Genomic DNA, 19,020 nt, shown 5'->3' on the forward strand with positions numbered 1-19,020 from the left:
TTATAACTTCGCGACTATTTGCCTCAACAACAAAAAAAGAGATTAAACAACCTAAGGTTGCTTAATCTCAATATTAGGACTCATCAGTCCGATTTGACGTAGAGCCATTATTTAGTACTACAACTTACTTTAGAAAAAAATAAATTTTATTTCATTTAATTAAATTAATGTTTAATGTTTGATAGTAGTTTTAAAGGGATATTACATTTTATAACCAAATTTAAACGCTTTCAAAAAAGAGTAATTAATTGAATATAAAAGATAAAAGGAGTGGCATTATGGGTAAAGTATTATTAACAGGGGCTTCGGGTTATATCGGGGGTCACTTAAAAGAATTATTAAAAGAAGATCATGAAATAATAGCAATTTCGCGTCATGCTGATAATAAAGAAGATGAAAAGAATATTACTTGGAAATCAGCAGATTTATTCGATTTAGATGAAATTACAGAAGTGATGGAAGGCATCGATACAGCAGTATACCTAGTACATTCTATGATGCCAAGTGCCAAATTAACACAAGCCAATTTCGAAGATATGGACGCATTGCTTGCAGATAACTTTGCACGTGCTGCTAAAGCACAGGGTGTAAAACATATTGTTTTCATGAGCGGTATCATTCCTGATGAAAATAATCTATCACCTCATTTACGTAGCCGCTTAGAATGTGAAAAAATTCTTAGTTCATATGGTATTCCAGTAAGTACATTACGTGCAGGTTTAATTATTGGTGCCAAAGGTAGTTCATATCCTATTTTAAAAAGATTAGTAGATCGTTTACCAGCAATGATTCTTCCTAACTGGGCCTACCATATGATTGCCCCAGTAGCTATCGAAGATGTCATTGAAAAATTAGCAGCGTTAGTAGACCGTTCACCAGATGAAAATGAAGCATTTGATATAACTGGTCCAGAAGTGATGAACTATAAAGAATTAATTAAGCGTACAGCTAACGTATTAGATAAACCTTTGCCTATATTAGATTTACCTATCATTCCTATTTGGGCAAGTCGTTATTGGGTACAGTTAATATCACAAGTACCAAAAGAAATGGTATATCCTTTAATGAATAGTTTAGTGCACGATATGATTCCACAACCTCATCGTGTGCATCCTGAACTTTCAATTGGAAAGATTGATTACGAAGATAGTGTGAAAAAAGCTTTAAGAGAAGAAGAAAAGCAAGGACAAGTGAAAAAAAGTAAGCAATCTAAATCTAACAATTCAAACAATAAAGATAAAAAAGAAGATATCAAAGATGTTCGCGCAATTACACGATTTAAAATACCTGAAAGTTATTCAATGCGTGATGTAGCTCAAGAATACGCAAAATTTATTAATGACATTACATTGCACTTAGTTAACGGTAATATTAATGAATATGAATTCAATATTCGTTTACCGCTAATTAATAAATTCATTTTGAAAATGGAAAGAGATGAACACGATTCTACAAATGAAATGATTGTTTATAGAATCGTAGGTGGCGATCTTGCCTTAGCTCGAGATGGTGGAAATGCTAGATTTGAATTTAGACGTATTTTAGATACTAATGAAGGTTTAATTGCTCTTCAAGAATATGAACCAACGTTACCATGGGCGATTTACAAATTCACACAAGCGAATGCTCATAAAGCTGTAATGGATGTTTTCATGAAACATATGAATCATTTAGCTGAAGAAGAGGAAGAAAAACAACAGTCGTCTCAATCAGAAAAATTTGTAAGCAATTTAGTCATGACGACAGGCGCTATTGTGGGTGCATTTGTAGGTGCTAAAATTTATAATAGCTTTAGAAAATAATATAAGTATCACTGATAGGTCAATTCACTGATTAAATTGATTCAGTGAATTGGCCTTTTTGTATAAAATTTGAAAATAATAAACTAATAAATTGCAAACTACATATATAATTGGTAAAATAGTTGATATTTTGTAGTAAATCTAAACGAATAATCTCATGTAAGTGATTATGAAGTACGTAAGTAGAAGATGATTTCATAGAATACTTTGGTTTAGAACAAATAGCTTCCTTAGACAATTTCTCTCTTTTATTAGCTTCTGCCCAATGCTACCATTATGCAATTCACTCATAATTATCTATTTTAAAATATGACGAGAATAATTCTACTTATTGTTAAATACTAATCAATATTTAATATCCTCAAATTACTTATTTGAAGATGAAAGAGCCCAATAAATTCTTATTCTAATTTAATTTTATAGAAGTAGCGTGATAGAATGAAAAAATTTTTATTAATAATTGTAGTTGGAAGTGCGCTTTTAACTGGGGACGCGCTTTATGACGGTGTAGATAATCAAGATATGACAGAACCGACCATTCACTTTTGGCAAAGTAACCCAATGAAATTTAACACTTACGTTAAAGGACAGTGTACGTATTATGCTTTCGATCGTATTCGTCAAGACGGGAATATGATTAACAACAAATGGGGTGATGCTAAGTATTGGGCATCTAAAGCTGAGAATGAGGGTTACAAAGTGGATGAATCTCCTAAAGCAGGTTCAATATTGCAAACCTCTGAAGGTGAGCACGGTCATGTTGCCTATGTAGAAAAAGTAAATGACAATGGTTCACTTACAGTGTCTGATATGAATTATAGAAAGCCTTATGAAGTAACGACGAGACACATCGGTACTTATGAAGTAAAAGATTATAATTATATTCATCCTAAAAATAATGCTAAAACGTAATAGATGATAATAATTTAAATCGTTTGAGATTGTAACTGTAGCTTTTTTTATAAAGTTTATTAGGCTATAATGTAGAGTGTTGTCAAAGCATTGAGGTGTGAATGGAGGCACGTGAATGAAAAAGAAATATTATATTGGTGTTTCACTTATAGTAGCGATTGCTATTTTAGTCATTGACCAATTAACGAAACGCATAATCGCGATGACGATGAATATTGGAGATTCTTATGAAGTCATTCCTAATTTCTTAAATATAACGTCTCATAGAAACAATGGTGCAGCATGGGGAATCTTAAGTGGTAAAATGGGATTCTTTTACATTATTACACTAATCATTTTAGTGGTGCTTGTATTATTTTATATCAAAGAAGCTAAGCACAATTTATTTATGCAAGTAGCGATTAGTCTATTATTTGCAGGTGCATTAGGTAATTTCATTGATCGTTTACTTAATGGTGAGGTAGTAGACTTTATTGATACAAATATTTTTGGATATGCTTTTCCAATATTTAACGTCGCAGATTCAAGCTTAACTATAGGCGTAGTATTAGTCATCATTGCTTTAATCAAAGATGCCACATCAAACAGATAGGAGGTTATAAGTTGGAAACACATGAGTATAAGATAGATAATAATGAACTCGTTGGACAACGAATTGATAAATTACTTTCTGATTTCAATGGAGAATGGTCTCGAAGCCAAATTCAAGATTGGATTAAAGAAGAACTTGTAACAGTTAATGGTAAAGTCATTAAATCAAATTATAAAGTTAAAATGAATGATGACATAGTTGTGACTGAAAAAGAAGTCGTTGAAGCGGATATTCAACCTGAGAATTTAAACTTAGATATCTATTATGAAGATGAAGATGTAGCTATTGTATATAAACCTAAAGGTATGGTAGTTCATCCATCACCAGGTCACTATACAGGTACTTTAGTTAATGGGTTAATGTATCAAATTAAAGATTTATCAGGTATTAATGGAGAAATTCGTCCAGGTATTGTGCACCGTATCGATAAAGATACGTCAGGGTTATTAATGGTTGCTAAAAATGATATTGCCCACCGTGGACTAGTGGAACAACTTATGGATAAAACAGTTAAACGTAAATATACAGCGTTAGTTCATGGTAATATTCCACATGATTATGGCACGATTGATGCACCTATTGGTCGTAACGAAAAAGATCGCCAATCTATGGATGTAGTTGATAATGGTAAAGATGCTGTAACACATTTTAATGTATTAGAGCATTTCAATGACTACACATTAATTGAATGTCAATTAGAAACAGGGCGTACACATCAAATTCGTGTGCACATGAAATATATAGGTTTCCCATTAGTTGGCGACCCTAAATATGGTCCTAGAAAAACACTTGATATCGGTGGTCAAGCATTACATGCAGGTGTCATTGGTTTCGAACATCCTGTGACACATGAATACATTGAACGCCAAGCTGACTTACCACAAGAATTTAAAGATTTATTAGAAGAAATTCGCTTAAGAGAAGCGTAATATAACTAGGAATATAAAATTCTTGAAGAAGTTCATGAGACAATTTCTATTGTAATAATATAGAAATTGTCTCTTTTTAATTAATATGATTTTAACTTCATTTTGAGATCTTTGTGTATATATATGAATGTCAATGAACGTAAGTAGTTCTAAGGTGAATAACGAATGACACTGTGTGACGCCTATGTTGATTATTAATGAACCTAAGTGCTAAAGCACTTAGGTAAGAAATTCTAGAGATGAACTACGAGTGTTGTTGCGCGCGGGGCCCCAGCAAAGAGATTTTCAATAAGAAAATCTACAAGCAATGCAAGCTGGGGAAGGAACTTAAGTGTTTAGACACTTAAGTAAATAGTTCTAATGATTAAAATCAAAGAACTATTTTACATGATTACAGGCTTGAGCCTTTCCCGCAAGAAAGCGTCGCAACAAAAATAAGTGAATGTTCATCTAAGAATTTCTTTACAACTCAGCCCCTAGGCAAGCATCACAACAGAGTGAGTGACTATCTATCTAAGAACTATGTTTTTGAATTTTTTCAGTTTAAGAGTGTATCTTTTTTTAATTTTGCATTGACTTATTTTCAAAAAAGCATTAAGCTAATAACAGTTCAAATAAGAAAACGTTATGTCTTTAAGTGAGAGTCCAGAGAGGCTTCAAAGACAGAGAGAATAATTATATACTAAATTAAAACATAGCATCGATGTTAGGTTGATATGTTTTATGAACTGAAACTTTTAATATGTAATAGTATAAATATTACATATTTGTATATAAATAAACCCTCGTGTCTTTGATTAAAGACATGAGGGTTTTTATATTTTAAGAGGTGAGATAATGTCAGAACGTATCATTATGGATGATGCTGCAATTAAAAGAACAGTTACACGCATTGCGCATGAAATTCTTGAATACAATAAAGGTACTGAAAACCTTGTATTACTCGGAATTAAAACGAGAGGCGAATTCCTAGCACGACGCATTCAAAATAAAATTAATCAAATTGAGCAAAAAAATGTTCCAACCGGTACGATTGACATTACGCATTTCAGAGATGATATTGAAATCACAAACAAACAAATTACTAAAGAAGCTATAGACATTGAGGCTGACATCACAGATAAAGTTGTCATCATTATCGACGATGTTCTTTATACTGGACGTACAGTCAGAGCTTCATTAGATGCAATATTATTACATTCTCGACCAAATAAAATTGGCTTAGCAGCACTCGTTGATCGAGGGCACCGTGAATTGCCAATTAGAGCAGATTTTGTAGGAAAGAATATTCCAACTGCTAAAAATGAAGCCGTTTCAGTTTATTTAGATGAAAAGGATTCACGTAACGCAGTAGTAATTGAATAAAGACCTTTTAAATCAGTACGAGAGACTGAAAAAGGTGAAGTATTTAATGGTGAGCATGTAAATCGATAATATCAAATAAGTAATTAAATTGCCCCTACACTCACAGTAATTAAATGCTTTATCACGTACTTAACAGATAATATTAATGATCAATTTCGTTTTATCTATTTAAATGAGTACCAATTTTTTAGTCTCTTTACATTCACAAATGTAAAGAGACTTTTTTTATAGAAGGGAAGAAAAAAGATGGAAAATGATCAAATGTTTGAACGCACCGTTAAACCGGTGTTAGATGTGAAAGATAAACCGAAACCTTCGCAATGGGCATTACTTAGCTTACAACATTTATTTGCTATGTTTGGCTCGACGGTATTAGTACCATTTCTAACAGGTTTGCCAATCTCGGCAGCATTGCTAGCTTCAGGAATAGGAACATTACTTTACATTCTAATAACAAAAGCTAAAATTCCAGCCTATCTTGGCTCAAGCTTTGCATTTATAACGCCAATTATCACAGGGTTAAGCACACATAGCTTAGGCGATATGTTAGTTGCTTTATTCGCTAGTGGTGTGATGTACATCATTATTGGTATTTTAATCAAAATCAGTGGTACAGGTTGGTTAATGCATTTATTACCACCAGTAGTAGTTGGTCCAGTCATCATGGTTATCGGCTTGAGTTTAGCGCCAACAGCAGTGAACATGGCAATGTTTGAAAACTCAGGTGAAATGAAAGGCTATAACTTAAGTTATTTAGTTGTTGCCTTAATCACATTATTAGTAACGATTATCGTACAAGGTTTCTTTAAAGGGTTCTTATCACTTATTCCAGTGCTTATCGGTATTATAGTAGGTTACATTGTAGCTATCTTTATGGGAATTGTTAATTTCGCACCTATTGCAAAAGCAAGTTGGATTGATTTCCCACACATCTACTTACCATTTAAAGATTATATTCCATCTATTCATATAGGTTTAATCTTGGTAATGTTACCTATCGTATTTGTGACGGTAAGTGAACACATCGGTCACCAAATGGTTATTAATAAAATCGTTGGACGTAATTTCTTTGAAGACCCAGGACTACACCGTTCGATTATTGGTGACGGGGTATCAACAATGTTCGCGAGCATCATTGGTGGGCCGCCAAGTACAACATACGGTGAGAATATCGGCGTGTTAGCCATCACAAGAATTTACAGTATTTATGTGATTGGAGGCGCAGCAGTCATTGCGATTGTTCTTTCATTTATCGGTAAATTCTCAGCCCTTGTTTCATCAATACCTACACCAGTCATGGGTGGCGTTTCTATCTTACTCTTCGGTATTATCGCAGCAAGTGGTTTAAGAATGTTAGTTGAAAGTAACATTGATTTCTCAAACAACCGTAACTTAGTTATCGCGTCAGTTGTCTTAGTAGTTGGTATTGGTAATTTACTTATCAACTTAAAAGGACTCGGCATTAATCTTCAAATTGAAGGTATGGCGTTAGCAGCACTTTCAGGTATTATCTTAAATTTAATTTTGCCAAAAGAAAAAGAAGAACCAAAACATTAATTTAAATAGATTATTTATCAGGAGGCGCTTTATGAAGAACTTATTATCTATGGAACACTTATCAAATGAGGACATTTACGATTTAATTCAAACAGCTATCGCTTATAAATCCGGTGAACAAGCATTACCACAATATGAAGGTCAATTTGTATCAAACTTATTCTTCGAAAATTCAACCCGTACAAAATGTAGCTTCCAAGTTGCAGAACAAAAACTTGGATTAAAAGAAGTTAACTTTGAAACAAGCACTTCTTCTGTTCAAAAAGGTGAATCATTGTACGATACATGTAAAACGTTAGAAAGCATCGGTGTGAATTTATTAGTCATTAGACATTCACAAAATGCATATTACGAAGAATTAGAGAACCTTAATATTCCGATTGCAAATGCAGGAGACGGAAGTGGTCAGCATCCTACACAAAGTTTATTGGATATCATGACAATTTATGAAGAATATGGTTCATTTGAAGGTTTAAAAGTGTTAATTTGTGGTGATATTAAAAACTCTCGTGTAGCTAGAAGTAATTACACTAGCTTAACAGCACTAGGTGCTGAAGTGATGTTCTCAAGTCCAGATGAGTGGGTGGATGACTCACTAGATGCACCATATGTTCAAATTGATGATGTGATTGATCAAGTAGATATAGTGATGTTATTACGTGTGCAACATGAAAGACACGGTATAACAGGTGAAGCGAATTTTGAAGCAAATGAATACCATGAGAAATATGGTTTAACGACAGAACGTTATGACAAATTAAAAGATAATGCGATTGTAATGCATCCAGCACCAGTTAATAGAGGTGTAGAAATTGATTCAGAATTAGTTGAAGCACCGAAAGCACGCATTTTCAAACAAATGACTAACGGTATGTATTTAAGAATGGCAGTCATTAATAAACTTTTATCAGGAAAAGGGGAGTAAAGAATGAAATTAATTAAAAACGCTCAAATTTTAGATAACGGTGAACTAAAACAGGTTTCAATATTAATTGATGGACAACATATCAAAGAAATTAACAACTCAATTGAAGTAAGCGATGATGTTGAAGTAATTGATGCACAAGGCCAATTCGTGGCACCTGGATTTGTAGACGTACATGTACACTTACGTGAGCCAGGCGGTGAACATAAAGAAACAATTGAAACTGGTACGAAAGCGGCAGCTCGTGGTGGTTTCACTACAGTATGTCCAATGCCTAATACGCGTCCTGTACCGGATTCAGTTGAAAACATGGGCCGTTTAAATAAACTTATTAAAGAAAATGCTCAAGTACGTGTTTTACCATACGCTTCAATTACAGTACGAGAAGCAGGTAAAGAACATGTAGATTTTGAAGCTTTAGCTAAAGAAGGTGCTTTCGCTTTCACTGATGATGGTGTAGGTGTGCAAGAAGCTGCTATGATGTATGAAGCGATGCAACAAGCTGCTAAAGTAAACAAAGCTGTAGTGGCCCATTGTGAAGATAACAGTTTAATCTACGGTGGTGCGATGCATCAAGGTAAACGTAGTGAAGAATTAGGTATTCCTGGTATTCCTAATATTTGTGAAGCGGTACAAATTGCTAGAGATGTGTTATTAGCAGAAGCTGCAGACTGTCACTACCATGTATGTCACGTTTCTACTAAAGAAAGTGTTAGAGCAATTCGTGATGCTAAAGCAGCAGGCATCCATGTTACAGCAGAAGTAACACCTCATCACTTATTACTAACAGAAGATGATGTACCAGGTGATGATGCCATTTTCAAAATGAATCCGCCTTTAAGAAGTAAAGAAGACAGAGAAGCGTTATTAGAAGGTTTACTAGATGGTACAATCGATTGTATCGCAACAGACCATGCGCCTCATGCTAAAGAGGAAAAAGCACAACCGATGACGAAAGCACCATTCGGTATTGTGGGTAGTGAAACAGCATTCCCATTATTATACACACACTTTGTGAAAAATGGAGACTGGACACTTCAACAATTAGTTGATTATTTAACTATTAAACCTGCCGAAACATTCAATTTACCATATGGTAGATTAGAAGAAGGAAGCTTTGCTGACTTAACAATTATTAACTTAGATGAAGAACGCGAAATCAGAGGCGAAGACTTTTTATCTAAAGCAGATAACACACCATTCATTGGGTATAAAGTATACGGTAATCCAGTATTAACAATGGTTGAAGGCGAAGTTAAATTTAAGGAGGATAAGTAAAATGCTTGAACGACGTTATCTTGTATTAGAAGATGGGACATTTTATGAAGGTTATAAATTAGGATCAGATGAATTATCTATTGGTGAGATTGTATTCAACACAGCAATGACTGGTTATCAAGAAACAATTTCTGACCCATCTTATACAGGTCAAATCGTGACCTTTACTTACCCATTAATTGGAAATTATGGGATTAATAGGGATGATTTTGAATCATTAACACCTACATTAAATGGTGTAGTAGTGAAAGAAGCAAGTACTCACCCAAGTAATTTTAGAAAGCAAAAAACATTACATGAAGTACTTGAACAATACAAGATTCCAGGAATTTCAGGCGTAGATACACGTAGTATTACACGTAAAATCAGACAACATGGTGTATTAAAAGCTGGATTCACTGATAATAAAGAAGAAATTGAACAATTAGCTGAAAGCTTAAAAACAGCGGAGTTACCTCGCGATGAAGTGACGACAGTTTCAACAAAAACGCCATACGTTTCAACTGGTTCAGACTTAAGCGTTGTGTTATTAGACTTTGGTAAGAAACAAAACATTGTGCGTGAATTAAATTCAAGAGGGTGTAACGTAACTGTTGTACCATATGATACGTCAGCAGAAGAAATTTTAGCAATGGCTCCAGATGGTGTAATGTTATCCAACGGCCCTGGGGATCCAGATGAAGTAGATGTAGCATTAGATATGATTAATGGTATTTTAGGTAAAATTCCATTCTTTGGTATTTGTCTAGGCCATCAATTATTCGCATTATCTCAAGGTGCGACATCATTTAAGATGAAATTTGGTCACCGTGGTGCGAACCATCCGGTTAAAGACTTGCGTACTGGTAAAGTAGATATTACTAGCCAAAACCATGGGTATGCGATTGATAAAGATTCATTAGCAAATACAGAGTTAGAAGTTACGCATATTGCATTAAATGATGGCACAGTAGAAGGGTTAAGACATAAAACATTACCTGCATTCTCAGTACAATATCATCCTGAGGCTAGACCAGGCCCAAGTGATTCGAATTACTTATTCGATGAATTTATGACAATGATGAAAGAATTTAAAGAAAAGGAGAAAAAAGCAAATGCCTAAACGTGACGATATTCAAACGATTCTAGTGATTGGATCAGGTCCGATTATTATTGGACAAGCTGCAGAATTTGATTACGCTGGTACACAAGCGTGCTTAGCACTTAAAGAAGAGGGTTATCGTGTAATTTTAGTTAACTCAAATCCTGCCACAATTATGACAGATAAAGAAATTGCAGATAAAGTTTATATCGAACCGTTAACACATGACTTTATTGCTCGTATTATCCGAAAAGAACAACCCGATGCATTACTACCAACATTAGGTGGTCAAACGGGATTAAACATGGCGATTCAATTACATGATAGCGGTGTATTAGAAGCAAATAATGTAAAACTATTAGGTACTGAACTTAAATCAATTCAACAAGCAGAAGACAGAGAATTGTTTAGATCATTAATGAATGACTTAAACGTGCCTGTACCTGAGAGTGATATTGTAAATACAGTAGAACAAGCTTTTGCTTTTAAAGATGAAGTAGGCTATCCATTAATTGTACGTCCAGCCTTTACAATGGGTGGTACTGGAGGCGGTATTTGCCATAACGATGCAGAATTAAAAGAAGTAGTTAGTAATGGTTTACACTACAGTCCTGCTACACAATGTTTAATTGAAAAATCAATCGCAGGTTATAAAGAAATCGAATACGAAGTAATGCGTGATAAAAATGACAACGCGATTGTTGTATGTAATATGGAAAATATCGACCCAGTCGGTATCCATACTGGTGACTCAATTGTAGTAGCACCAAGCCAAACGCTATCTGATGTTGAATATCAAATGTTACGTGATGTATCACTTAAAGTAATCAGAGCATTAGGTATTGAAGGTGGATGTAACGTTCAATTAGCTTTAGATCCACACTCTTTAAATTACTATATTATCGAAGTTAACCCACGTGTATCACGTTCATCAGCACTTGCGTCTAAAGCAACTGGTTACCCAATTGCTAAACTAGCGGCTAAAATCGCAGTAGGATTAACGTTAGATGAAATGTTAAACCCAGTAACTGGCACATCTTATGCTGCCTTTGAACCAGCATTAGACTACGTTATTTCTAAGATTCCTCGTTTCCCATTTGATAAATTTGAAAAAGGTGAACGAGAATTGGGTACACAAATGAAAGCTACCGGTGAAGTTATGGCGATTGGACGTACTTATGAGGAATCATTACTAAAAGCAATTCGTTCATTAGAATACGGTGTACATCATTTAGGCTTACCAAATGGTGAAAGTTTTGACTTAGACTACATTAAAGAACGTATTGGTCATCAAGATGATGAACGTTTATTCTTCATTGGTGAAGCCATTCGTCGTGGTACAACATTAGAAGAAATTCATAACATGACTCAAATCGACTATTTCTTCTTAAATAAATTTCAAAATATCATTAACATTGAACACGAATTAAAAGCGCATCCTGGTGATTTAGAATATCTTAAATATGCTAAAGACTATGGTTTCAGTGATAAAGTAATCGCACACCGCTTTGGCATGACAGAAGAAGAAGTATATCAATTACGCCAAGATAATAATATTAAGCCAGTATATAAAATGGTAGATACATGTGCCGCAGAATTTGAATCTGCTACACCTTATTATTATGGTACGTACGAAACTGAAAACGAATCAATTGTTACTGATAAAGAAAAAATCTTAGTACTTGGTTCAGGTCCAATCCGTATTGGACAAGGGGTAGAATTTGACTATGCTACTGTACATGCCGTATGGGCTATTCAAAATGCTGGATATGAAGCAATTATCGTGAATAATAACCCTGAAACAGTTTCAACAGACTTTTCAATTTCAGATAAATTATACTTCGAACCATTAACTGAAGAAGATGTAATGAACATTATTAATTTAGAACAGCCTAAAGGTGTGGTTGTACAATTTGGTGGTCAAACAGCAATCAACTTGGCTGATAAATTAGCAAAACATGGTGTTCAAATCTTAGGTACAACATTAGAAGATTTAAATCGTGCAGAAGATAGAAAAGAATTCGAAGCGTTATTACGTAAGATTGATGTGCCACAACCTAAAGGTAAGACAGCGACTTCTCCTAAGGAAGCGCTTGAAAATGCCCGTGAAATTGGCTATCCAGTGGTAGTACGCCCATCATACGTTTTAGGTGGACGTGCAATGGAAATCGTAAATAGCGATGCAGAATTAGAAAACTATATGGAACAAGCGGTTAAAGCGAGTCCAGAGCATCCTGTACTAGTGGATAGATATTTAACAGGTAAAGAAATCGAAGTAGACGCGATTTCAGACGGCGAAACAGTGATTATCCCTGGTATCATGGAACATATCGAACGTGCAGGTGTGCATAGTGGTGACTCAATCGCAGTTTATCCACCACAAACATTAAGCCAAGAAGATATTGATACTCTAGAAGACTACACAATCAAATTGGCTAAAGGTTTAAACATTGTAGGTTTAATTAATATTCAATTCGTAATCGCACATGATGGTGTCTATGTATTAGAAGTGAACCCACGTGCTAGTCGTACAGTGCCATTCTTAAGTAAAATCACTGATATTCAAATGGCACAATTAGCAATGCAAGGAATTATGGGAACTAAGTTGAAAGATTTAGGTTACAAACAAGGGATGCAACCTTATTCAGAAGGCGTATATGTTAAAGCACCAGTATTCAGCTTCAATAAATTAAAAAATGTAGATGTGACGCTTGGACCTGAAATGAAATCTACCGGTGAAGTTATGGGTAAAGACATGACATTAGAAAAAGCTTTATATAAAGGCTTAACTGGTAGTGGTGTAGAAGTCAAAGATCACGGTACTGTATTAATGACAGTAAGCGATAAAGATAAAGAAGAAATTGTTAAAATAGCACATCGCTTAAATGAAGTAGGCTATAAAATCTTAGCTACAGAAGGTACAGCTGAAAAATTAAAAGAACAACACATTCCAGTTGAAGTCGTAGGTAAAATCGGTGGAGAAGATGATTTACTAACACGCATTCAAAATGGAGAGGTACAAATTGTAATTAATACAATGACAAAAGGTAAAGAAGTAGAAAGAGATGGTTTCCAAATCCGTCGTACTACTGTAGAAAATGGTGTACCTTGCTTAACGTCATTAGACACTGCAAGCGCATTGACAAATGTGATTGAAAGCATGACATTCACAATGAGAAATATGTAAATAATCAGTAAGAACGACAAAGCAGAATAAGGTTTGGACTTTACAAACCTTAAACTGTTTTCGTCGTTCATTTTCAAAAGGAGCTTTATAAATGAAGGATTTACCTATTATCGCTTTAGATTTTGAATCTGCGGATAAAGTAAACACGTTTCTTGATCAATTTGATGAACCATTATTTGTGAAAATTGGCATGGAATTATTTTATCAAGAAGGACCAGACTTAATTAAAACGATTAAATCACGTGGACATGATATCTTTCTAGACCTTAAGTTGCACGATATTCCCAACACCGTGGAGAAAGCAATGGAAGGCTTAGGTAAACTTGATGTAGATTTAGTTAATGTGCATGCTGCTGGCGGTACACAAATGATGGAGGCAGCTATACGTGGTTTACGTAAATATAGTAAAGACACAAAGATTATAGCGGTAACTCAGTTAACTTCTACTACTGAAGAGATGTTGCATAACGAACAAAATATTCAAACATCAATTGAAGAAGCCGTATTGAATTATGCGACATTAACACAGAAAGCTGGACTTGACGGTGTCGTATGTTCACCACTTGAAGCGGAATTATTAACAAATGAGTTAGGTTCAGACTTTTTAAAAGTAACACCAGGGATCAGACCACAAGGGGCAGCGGTAAATGATCAAAAAAGGATTACTACACCAGAAGATGCTAAACAATTAGGGGCAACGCACATTGTAGTTGGACGTCCAATTACACAAAGTCAAAATCCAGTAGAAAGTTATAACAATATTAAAGAAAGTTGGTTAGGTTAAAATGGCAAAAAACATTGCGAAATCTTTATTAGATATTGAAGCAGTTACATTATCACCAAACGATTTATATACATGGAGTTCAGGTATTAAATCACCTATCTATTGTGATAACCGTGTAACATTAGGTTATCCTGAAGTACGTGAAGCAATTCGTGATGGCTTAAGCCAGTTAATCACTGATAAGTTTGATCACGTTGACGTTGTTTCAGGTACTGCGACAGCTGGTATTCCTCATGCTGCTTATATCTCTGAGAAATTAATTTTACCGATGAACTATGTACGTTCTAAAAGTAAAAGTCATGGTAAACAAAATCAAATCGAGGGCGCTCAAAGTAAAGGTAAAAAAGTAGTAGTGGTTGAAGATTTAATTTCCACTGGTGGATCATCAATTACTGCGGTAGAAGCTTTACAAGAAGCAGGTGCAGAAGTAGTAGGTGTAGTAGCTATTTTCACTTATGGTTTAGCTAAAGCAGATAAAATGTTTAAGGACATTGGCGTACCTTTCTATACATTAAGTAACTATAATGAATTAATCGAAGTAGCTCGTGAAGAAGGTAAAATTTCTGAAGAAGATATTCAAACGTTAGTTGATTGGAGAGACAACTTATAATAAGCTATGTCTAAAGGGGGTAGTGAATATTGACTACTGATAAAGAGAAAAATCATTTTTATAATAAGATGCGACATGTGAATGATTTTTTATATAGTGAAACTAATTTTAAAACCCCAGACCAGAGATTAACGGTTGATGAAAGTATCGAAAGCATTCACAATGAGAGTAACAAAACAAGTATGGAGGCTTTCGAACATACTATTGATTTTTTCAAAAAAGCAAAAGAATCTTTACGCCAAAAAGGCGAAATTTAAAAAGACAAAATGGTACATATCACGACAGCTGTTTAAATACAGATATAGTCGTGTATGTACCATTTTTTTAGTTATAAAAAAACGCCACTAAGTGAATTCCTTTTATGGCGTTTAAATGTAATCAGAAAATATTATTAACGAATAAAAATTTTAATTAAGACCCATCCTATTAATAACACAATACACATAGATAATAGGGGAATAACAAAATGCATCATTATAAAAAGCCTCCAATTTAACTTTCTTTAATTGTAACGATAATACAAAATAAGTCAAAAAAATAAGTTTTAGGAAGTATTATGTAAGATTGAAATTTTGTTAAATTATTCATGAATAGTTTAGAATAATAATATGAATATAAAGAAAACGCAGGGGGATTATAATGGAAATACCTAAAATAACAACATTTTTAATGTTTAATAATCAAGCTGAAGAAGCAATTAATTTATATACAAGCCTATTCGAAAATAGTGAAATTTTAACTATGGTGAAATATGGAGAAGAAGGACCAGGCGTGCCAGGGACAGTACAACATTCTATCTTTACGTTGAATGGACAAGTATTTATGGCAATTGACGCTAATAATGGTGAAGAATTACCTATGAATCCATCCATTTCACTATATATCACTGTAGATAATGCGATGGAAATGGAACGTTTATTTAGCGGATTGAAAAAGGAAGGCGCTATTTTAATGCCAAAAACAGCAATGCCACCATTTAGAGAATTCGCTTGGGTACAAGACAAGTTTGGTGTGAGCTTCCAATTAGCTTTACCAGAAAAATAAAGTGTACGATTGATATAATGTACTTAATAACATAATTCTATAGAAAGATATAAGGCACTGCGCAAATTTTGTTTAGCAATAAATAAATGATGCGAAAGTGCCTTTTTGTTTTAAAGATTGTTGATAAATAATTTACAGAATAAGTGAATAAATATTTTCGTCTTATAGAACTGCTTTACAATCAAAATAAAATTATCCACGCTATAAGCAATTTATAACGTGGATAATCAATTTTTTATTTTTGTTTCATACTTTGGATTTTATCGTAATCAGGTGTAGCATAGAGTGTTTTTTGGTTATCATATGTGACAAAACCAGGTTTCGCACCTGAAGGTTTGTGGACATTTCGAATTTCTGTATAGTCCACTGGTATTTGTCCAGAATTGCCGGCTTTAGAGAAGTAACCTGCTAACATTGCCGCTTCTTTAATTGTTTGCTCACTAGGCGCGTCATTTAAAATCACCACGTGAGAGCCTGGTATATCCTTCGTATGGAACCAAATATGAGATTTTTGAGCTTTACGATTAGTTAAATAATCATTTTGTTTATTGTTTTTACCAACTAATATCGTATCTCCATCGGTTGATAGATACGTTTGTAGTTGAATCTTTTCATTTTTCTTCTTTTTAACATTTTTACGCTGTTTCATGAAGCCTTGTTCAGCTAATTCATCTCTAATATCATCTATCTCATCCACTGTAATATGTTCAAGTTGTTGTTCAATATTAGCGAAATAATCAATGTTTTCACGTGTTAATTTAATTTGATGATCGAGTTCTCGTTCACGCGTTTTCATGCGGTTATACTGCTTATAATAATACTGTGCGTTTACTGAAGGAGACTTCGTTGGATTTAAAGGAATCGTCACTTCCTCATTAGTATAGTAATTAAGTGCAGTGATAGACTCATCACCTTGTTTAATACGGTAGATATTAGCCGTAATGAGTTCCCCATACAATTGTTGCGTATCTTTATCTTTCGCACCTTCATATTCCTCAATCAATTTATTTAACTTATGTTGTTGCTTTTGAAGTTGCTGTTGAACAAAGCGCACTAAATCATTCGCACGTTGTTTCACTCGTTCTCGTTCGCCACGCGCATCATAGAAACGGTCTAACAATTCATGTAATGAATCATATATAACGGCATCATCTTGGAATTGTTTAAGTTTCATAAAGTAGAAATCTTCTTTACCTGTTTCATGATTTTTATGGAAAATGGGTACAGGTTCCTGGTGTATTTGTTCCATGACTTCATCGTATGCTTTAGGCAATGTTTCAGAAGTCATAAATTGATAACGATCTACAATTTCATTTGTAATTAAAGGACTAAAGCCCTCAAATGTAGTTAATAGTTGTTTTGCAATTTTACCACTATTAAAATCAATATGTTTTAACGCTTCTTGGCCATCCATTTCAAACGGATTGATTTTATTTTGCGTAGGAGGCGCTTCATATTGGAAACCAGGCATTACTGTACGATATTGGTTAGTATTAGGTGTTAAATGTTTAAATCCTTCGATAATTTTATAATTGTCATCTACTAAAATGAGGTTACTGTGTTTACCCATTATTTCAAGAATGACGGTACGATAAATTGTATCTCCAATTTCATCTTTACTTTCAATATCAATCTCTACACGGCGGTCATTTCCAATTTGACGCACTGCTTTCACAATGCCACCTTCTAAATGTTTACGGAAGACACGTGCAAACATAGGTGGATCAAACGGATTATCGTATTTTTTATTAGTTAAATGCATTCTTGAAAAGCTTGGATGTATTGATAACAATAAATGATGGTTTTTACGATTTTGTCGTACAATCATAATTATTGTGTCATTTTCTGGTTGATTAATTTTGTGAATTCTACCAGAAACTAGAAATTGTAATGAGTCTACTATTTTATTAGTAAATAAGCCATCGTATGCCATAATTAATTTCCACCTTCAATATTTTCATTCATTATATTGTAACATGGTAAAATCATAGAGTCATGAGTTAAGTTTGTCGTTCATACTCTATACAATTCAATCCTCAATGTGATATTATATTTAAATAATAGAAGAATAGCTTAGAGAGGTCGTAAGGCATGGATAATGAAAAAGGATTACTAATTGTTCTTTCAGGTCCTTCAGGAGTAGGTAAAGGAACTGTTCGTAAAGAAATATTTGACGATCCAACTACATCATATAAGTACTCTATCTCAATGACTACACGTGATATGCGCGAAGGAGAAGTTGATGGTGTAGATTACTTTTTTAAAACGAAAGAAGAATTCGAAGCGTTAATTCAGGAAGATCAATTTATTGAATATGCCGAATATGTAGGAAATTATTATGGAACACCTGTTCAATATGTTAAAGATACGATGGAAGCTGGTCATGACGTATTTTTAGAAATTGAAGTAGAAGGTGCTAAACAAGTAAGAAAGAAATTTCCTGATGCATTATTTATCTTCCTTGCACCGCCAAGCCTAGACCATTTGAGAGAACGTTTAGTTGGGCGAGGCACTGAATCTGATGAAAAAATTCAAAGCAGAGTTAATGAAGCACGTAAAGAAGTGGAAATGATGAATCTTTACGATTATGTTGTTGTTAATGATGAAGTAGATTTAGCCAAACAACGTATTCAATCAATCGTTGAAGCGGAGCATTTAAAAAGAGAACGCGTAGAAGCTATATATAGAAAAATGTTATTGGAGGCCAAAAAATAATGTTAAACCCACCTTTAAATCAATTACAATCAAAAATTAATTCAAAATACTTAATTGCTACGACTGCAGCTAAGCGTGCACGTGAATTAGATGAGAAACCTGAAACTGCTTTATTAAATGGTTATCATTCAGCTAAACCAGTTGGTCAAGCATTAGAAGAAATCGCTAACGGTAAAATTGAACCTGAATATCCAGATGATTTTTACGCTTAAGTTTAACGTTTAAAGCATTTTTAAATT

The 19,020-nt window shown here is 34.0% G+C and carries 17 protein-coding genes; 16 read left to right on the forward strand and 1 reads right to left on the reverse strand.

Features of this window, described 5'->3' with window-relative positions; genetic code table 11:
* Positions 1 to 278 precede the first annotated feature (278 nt).
* The 14 genes from LIX58_RS09215 to LIX58_RS09280 all read left to right on the forward strand — a co-directional run bounded on the left by LIX58_RS09215 (position 279) and on the right by LIX58_RS09280 (position 16,066).
* Positions 279 to 1,802, forward strand: coding sequence for an NAD(P)H-binding protein (locus LIX58_RS09215; protein WP_226386283.1), 1,524 nt, complete (start codon positions 279 to 281; stop codon positions 1,800 to 1,802).
* Between the two features lie 438 nt (positions 1,803 to 2,240).
* Positions 2,241 to 2,714, forward strand: coding sequence for a CHAP domain-containing protein (locus LIX58_RS09220; RefSeq protein WP_226386284.1), 474 nt, complete (start codon positions 2,241 to 2,243; stop codon positions 2,712 to 2,714).
* A 115-nt stretch (positions 2,715 to 2,829) separates the two neighbouring features.
* On the forward strand, positions 2,830 to 3,306 hold the full coding sequence (gene lspA / locus LIX58_RS09225; protein ID WP_126566505.1) for a signal peptidase II: 477 nt from the start codon (positions 2,830 to 2,832) through the stop codon (positions 3,304 to 3,306).
* A gap of 11 nt (positions 3,307 to 3,317) precedes the next feature.
* Positions 3,318 to 4,235: an RluA family pseudouridine synthase gene (locus LIX58_RS09230; protein ID WP_154836651.1), complete on the forward strand. Its 918-nt coding sequence runs from the start codon at positions 3,318 to 3,320 to the stop codon at positions 4,233 to 4,235.
* Positions 4,236 to 5,072: 837 nt separating this feature from the next.
* The gene (gene pyrR, locus LIX58_RS09235; RefSeq protein ID WP_126566510.1) at positions 5,073 to 5,600 is read left to right on the forward strand and encodes a bifunctional pyr operon transcriptional regulator/uracil phosphoribosyltransferase PyrR; all 528 of its coding nucleotides are present in this window, start codon (positions 5,073 to 5,075) and stop codon (positions 5,598 to 5,600) included.
* Between the two features lie 246 nt (positions 5,601 to 5,846).
* The gene (locus tag LIX58_RS09240; RefSeq protein WP_126566511.1) at positions 5,847 to 7,157 is read left to right on the forward strand and encodes a uracil-xanthine permease family protein; all 1,311 of its coding nucleotides are present in this window, start codon (positions 5,847 to 5,849) and stop codon (positions 7,155 to 7,157) included.
* Positions 7,158 to 7,188: 31 nt separating this feature from the next.
* Positions 7,189 to 8,082 (forward strand): aspartate carbamoyltransferase catalytic subunit, encoded by an 894-nt coding sequence (locus LIX58_RS09245; RefSeq protein WP_154836652.1) that lies wholly within the window; start codon positions 7,189 to 7,191, stop codon positions 8,080 to 8,082.
* A 3-nt stretch (positions 8,083 to 8,085) separates the two neighbouring features.
* Positions 8,086 to 9,360: a dihydroorotase gene (locus tag LIX58_RS09250; RefSeq protein WP_154836653.1), complete on the forward strand. Its 1,275-nt coding sequence runs from the start codon at positions 8,086 to 8,088 to the stop codon at positions 9,358 to 9,360.
* 1 nt (position 9,361) lies between these two features.
* Entirely contained in the window at positions 9,362 to 10,462 is a 1,101-nt protein-coding gene (locus tag LIX58_RS09255; RefSeq protein WP_126566514.1) for a carbamoyl phosphate synthase small subunit, read from the forward strand.
* Entirely contained in the window at positions 10,455 to 13,628 is a 3,174-nt protein-coding gene (gene carB / locus LIX58_RS09260; protein ID WP_226386285.1) for a carbamoyl-phosphate synthase large subunit, read from the forward strand. Before LIX58_RS09255 ends, carB begins: the two co-directional genes overlap by 8 nt.
* A gap of 91 nt (positions 13,629 to 13,719) precedes the next feature.
* Positions 13,720 to 14,412 carry an orotidine-5'-phosphate decarboxylase gene (gene pyrF / locus LIX58_RS09265; protein ID WP_126566520.1) on the forward strand — a complete coding sequence of 231 codons (693 nt, stop codon included), beginning with the start codon at positions 13,720 to 13,722 and terminating at the stop codon, positions 14,410 to 14,412.
* Between the two features lies 1 nt (position 14,413).
* On the forward strand, positions 14,414 to 15,022 hold the full coding sequence (gene pyrE / locus LIX58_RS09270) for an orotate phosphoribosyltransferase (protein WP_154836655.1): 609 nt from the start codon (positions 14,414 to 14,416) through the stop codon (positions 15,020 to 15,022).
* Positions 15,023 to 15,051: 29 nt separating this feature from the next.
* Entirely contained in the window at positions 15,052 to 15,279 is a 228-nt protein-coding gene (locus LIX58_RS09275; protein ID WP_126566526.1) for a hypothetical protein, read from the forward strand.
* A gap of 382 nt (positions 15,280 to 15,661) precedes the next feature.
* Positions 15,662 to 16,066 (forward strand): VOC family protein, encoded by a 405-nt coding sequence (locus LIX58_RS09280; RefSeq protein ID WP_126566528.1) that lies wholly within the window; start codon positions 15,662 to 15,664, stop codon positions 16,064 to 16,066.
* Between the two features lie 235 nt (positions 16,067 to 16,301).
* On the opposite strand, the gene LIX58_RS09285 is transcribed toward LIX58_RS09280, so the two are convergent.
* Positions 16,302 to 17,999 (reverse strand): NFACT family protein, encoded by a 1,698-nt coding sequence (locus LIX58_RS09285; protein ID WP_154836656.1) that lies wholly within the window; start codon positions 17,997 to 17,999, stop codon positions 16,302 to 16,304.
* A 158-nt stretch (positions 18,000 to 18,157) separates the two neighbouring features.
* Here LIX58_RS09285 and gmk point away from each other — a divergent pair, with 158 nt between their 5' ends.
* Both gmk and rpoZ read left to right on the forward strand, forming a co-directional pair.
* Positions 18,158 to 18,781, forward strand: a complete 624-nt coding sequence (gene gmk / locus LIX58_RS09290) for a guanylate kinase (protein ID WP_126566534.1) — start codon at positions 18,158 to 18,160, stop codon at positions 18,779 to 18,781.
* Entirely contained in the window at positions 18,781 to 18,993 is a 213-nt protein-coding gene (gene rpoZ / locus LIX58_RS09295; protein ID WP_103297890.1) for a DNA-directed RNA polymerase subunit omega, read from the forward strand. Before gmk ends, rpoZ begins: the two co-directional genes overlap by 1 nt.
* Positions 18,994 to 19,020: the final 27 nt, after the last annotated feature.

Source organism: Staphylococcus sp. Marseille-Q1834 (genome assembly GCF_916858875.1).
GTDB lineage: Bacteria > Bacillota > Bacilli > Staphylococcales > Staphylococcaceae > Staphylococcus > Staphylococcus pragensis.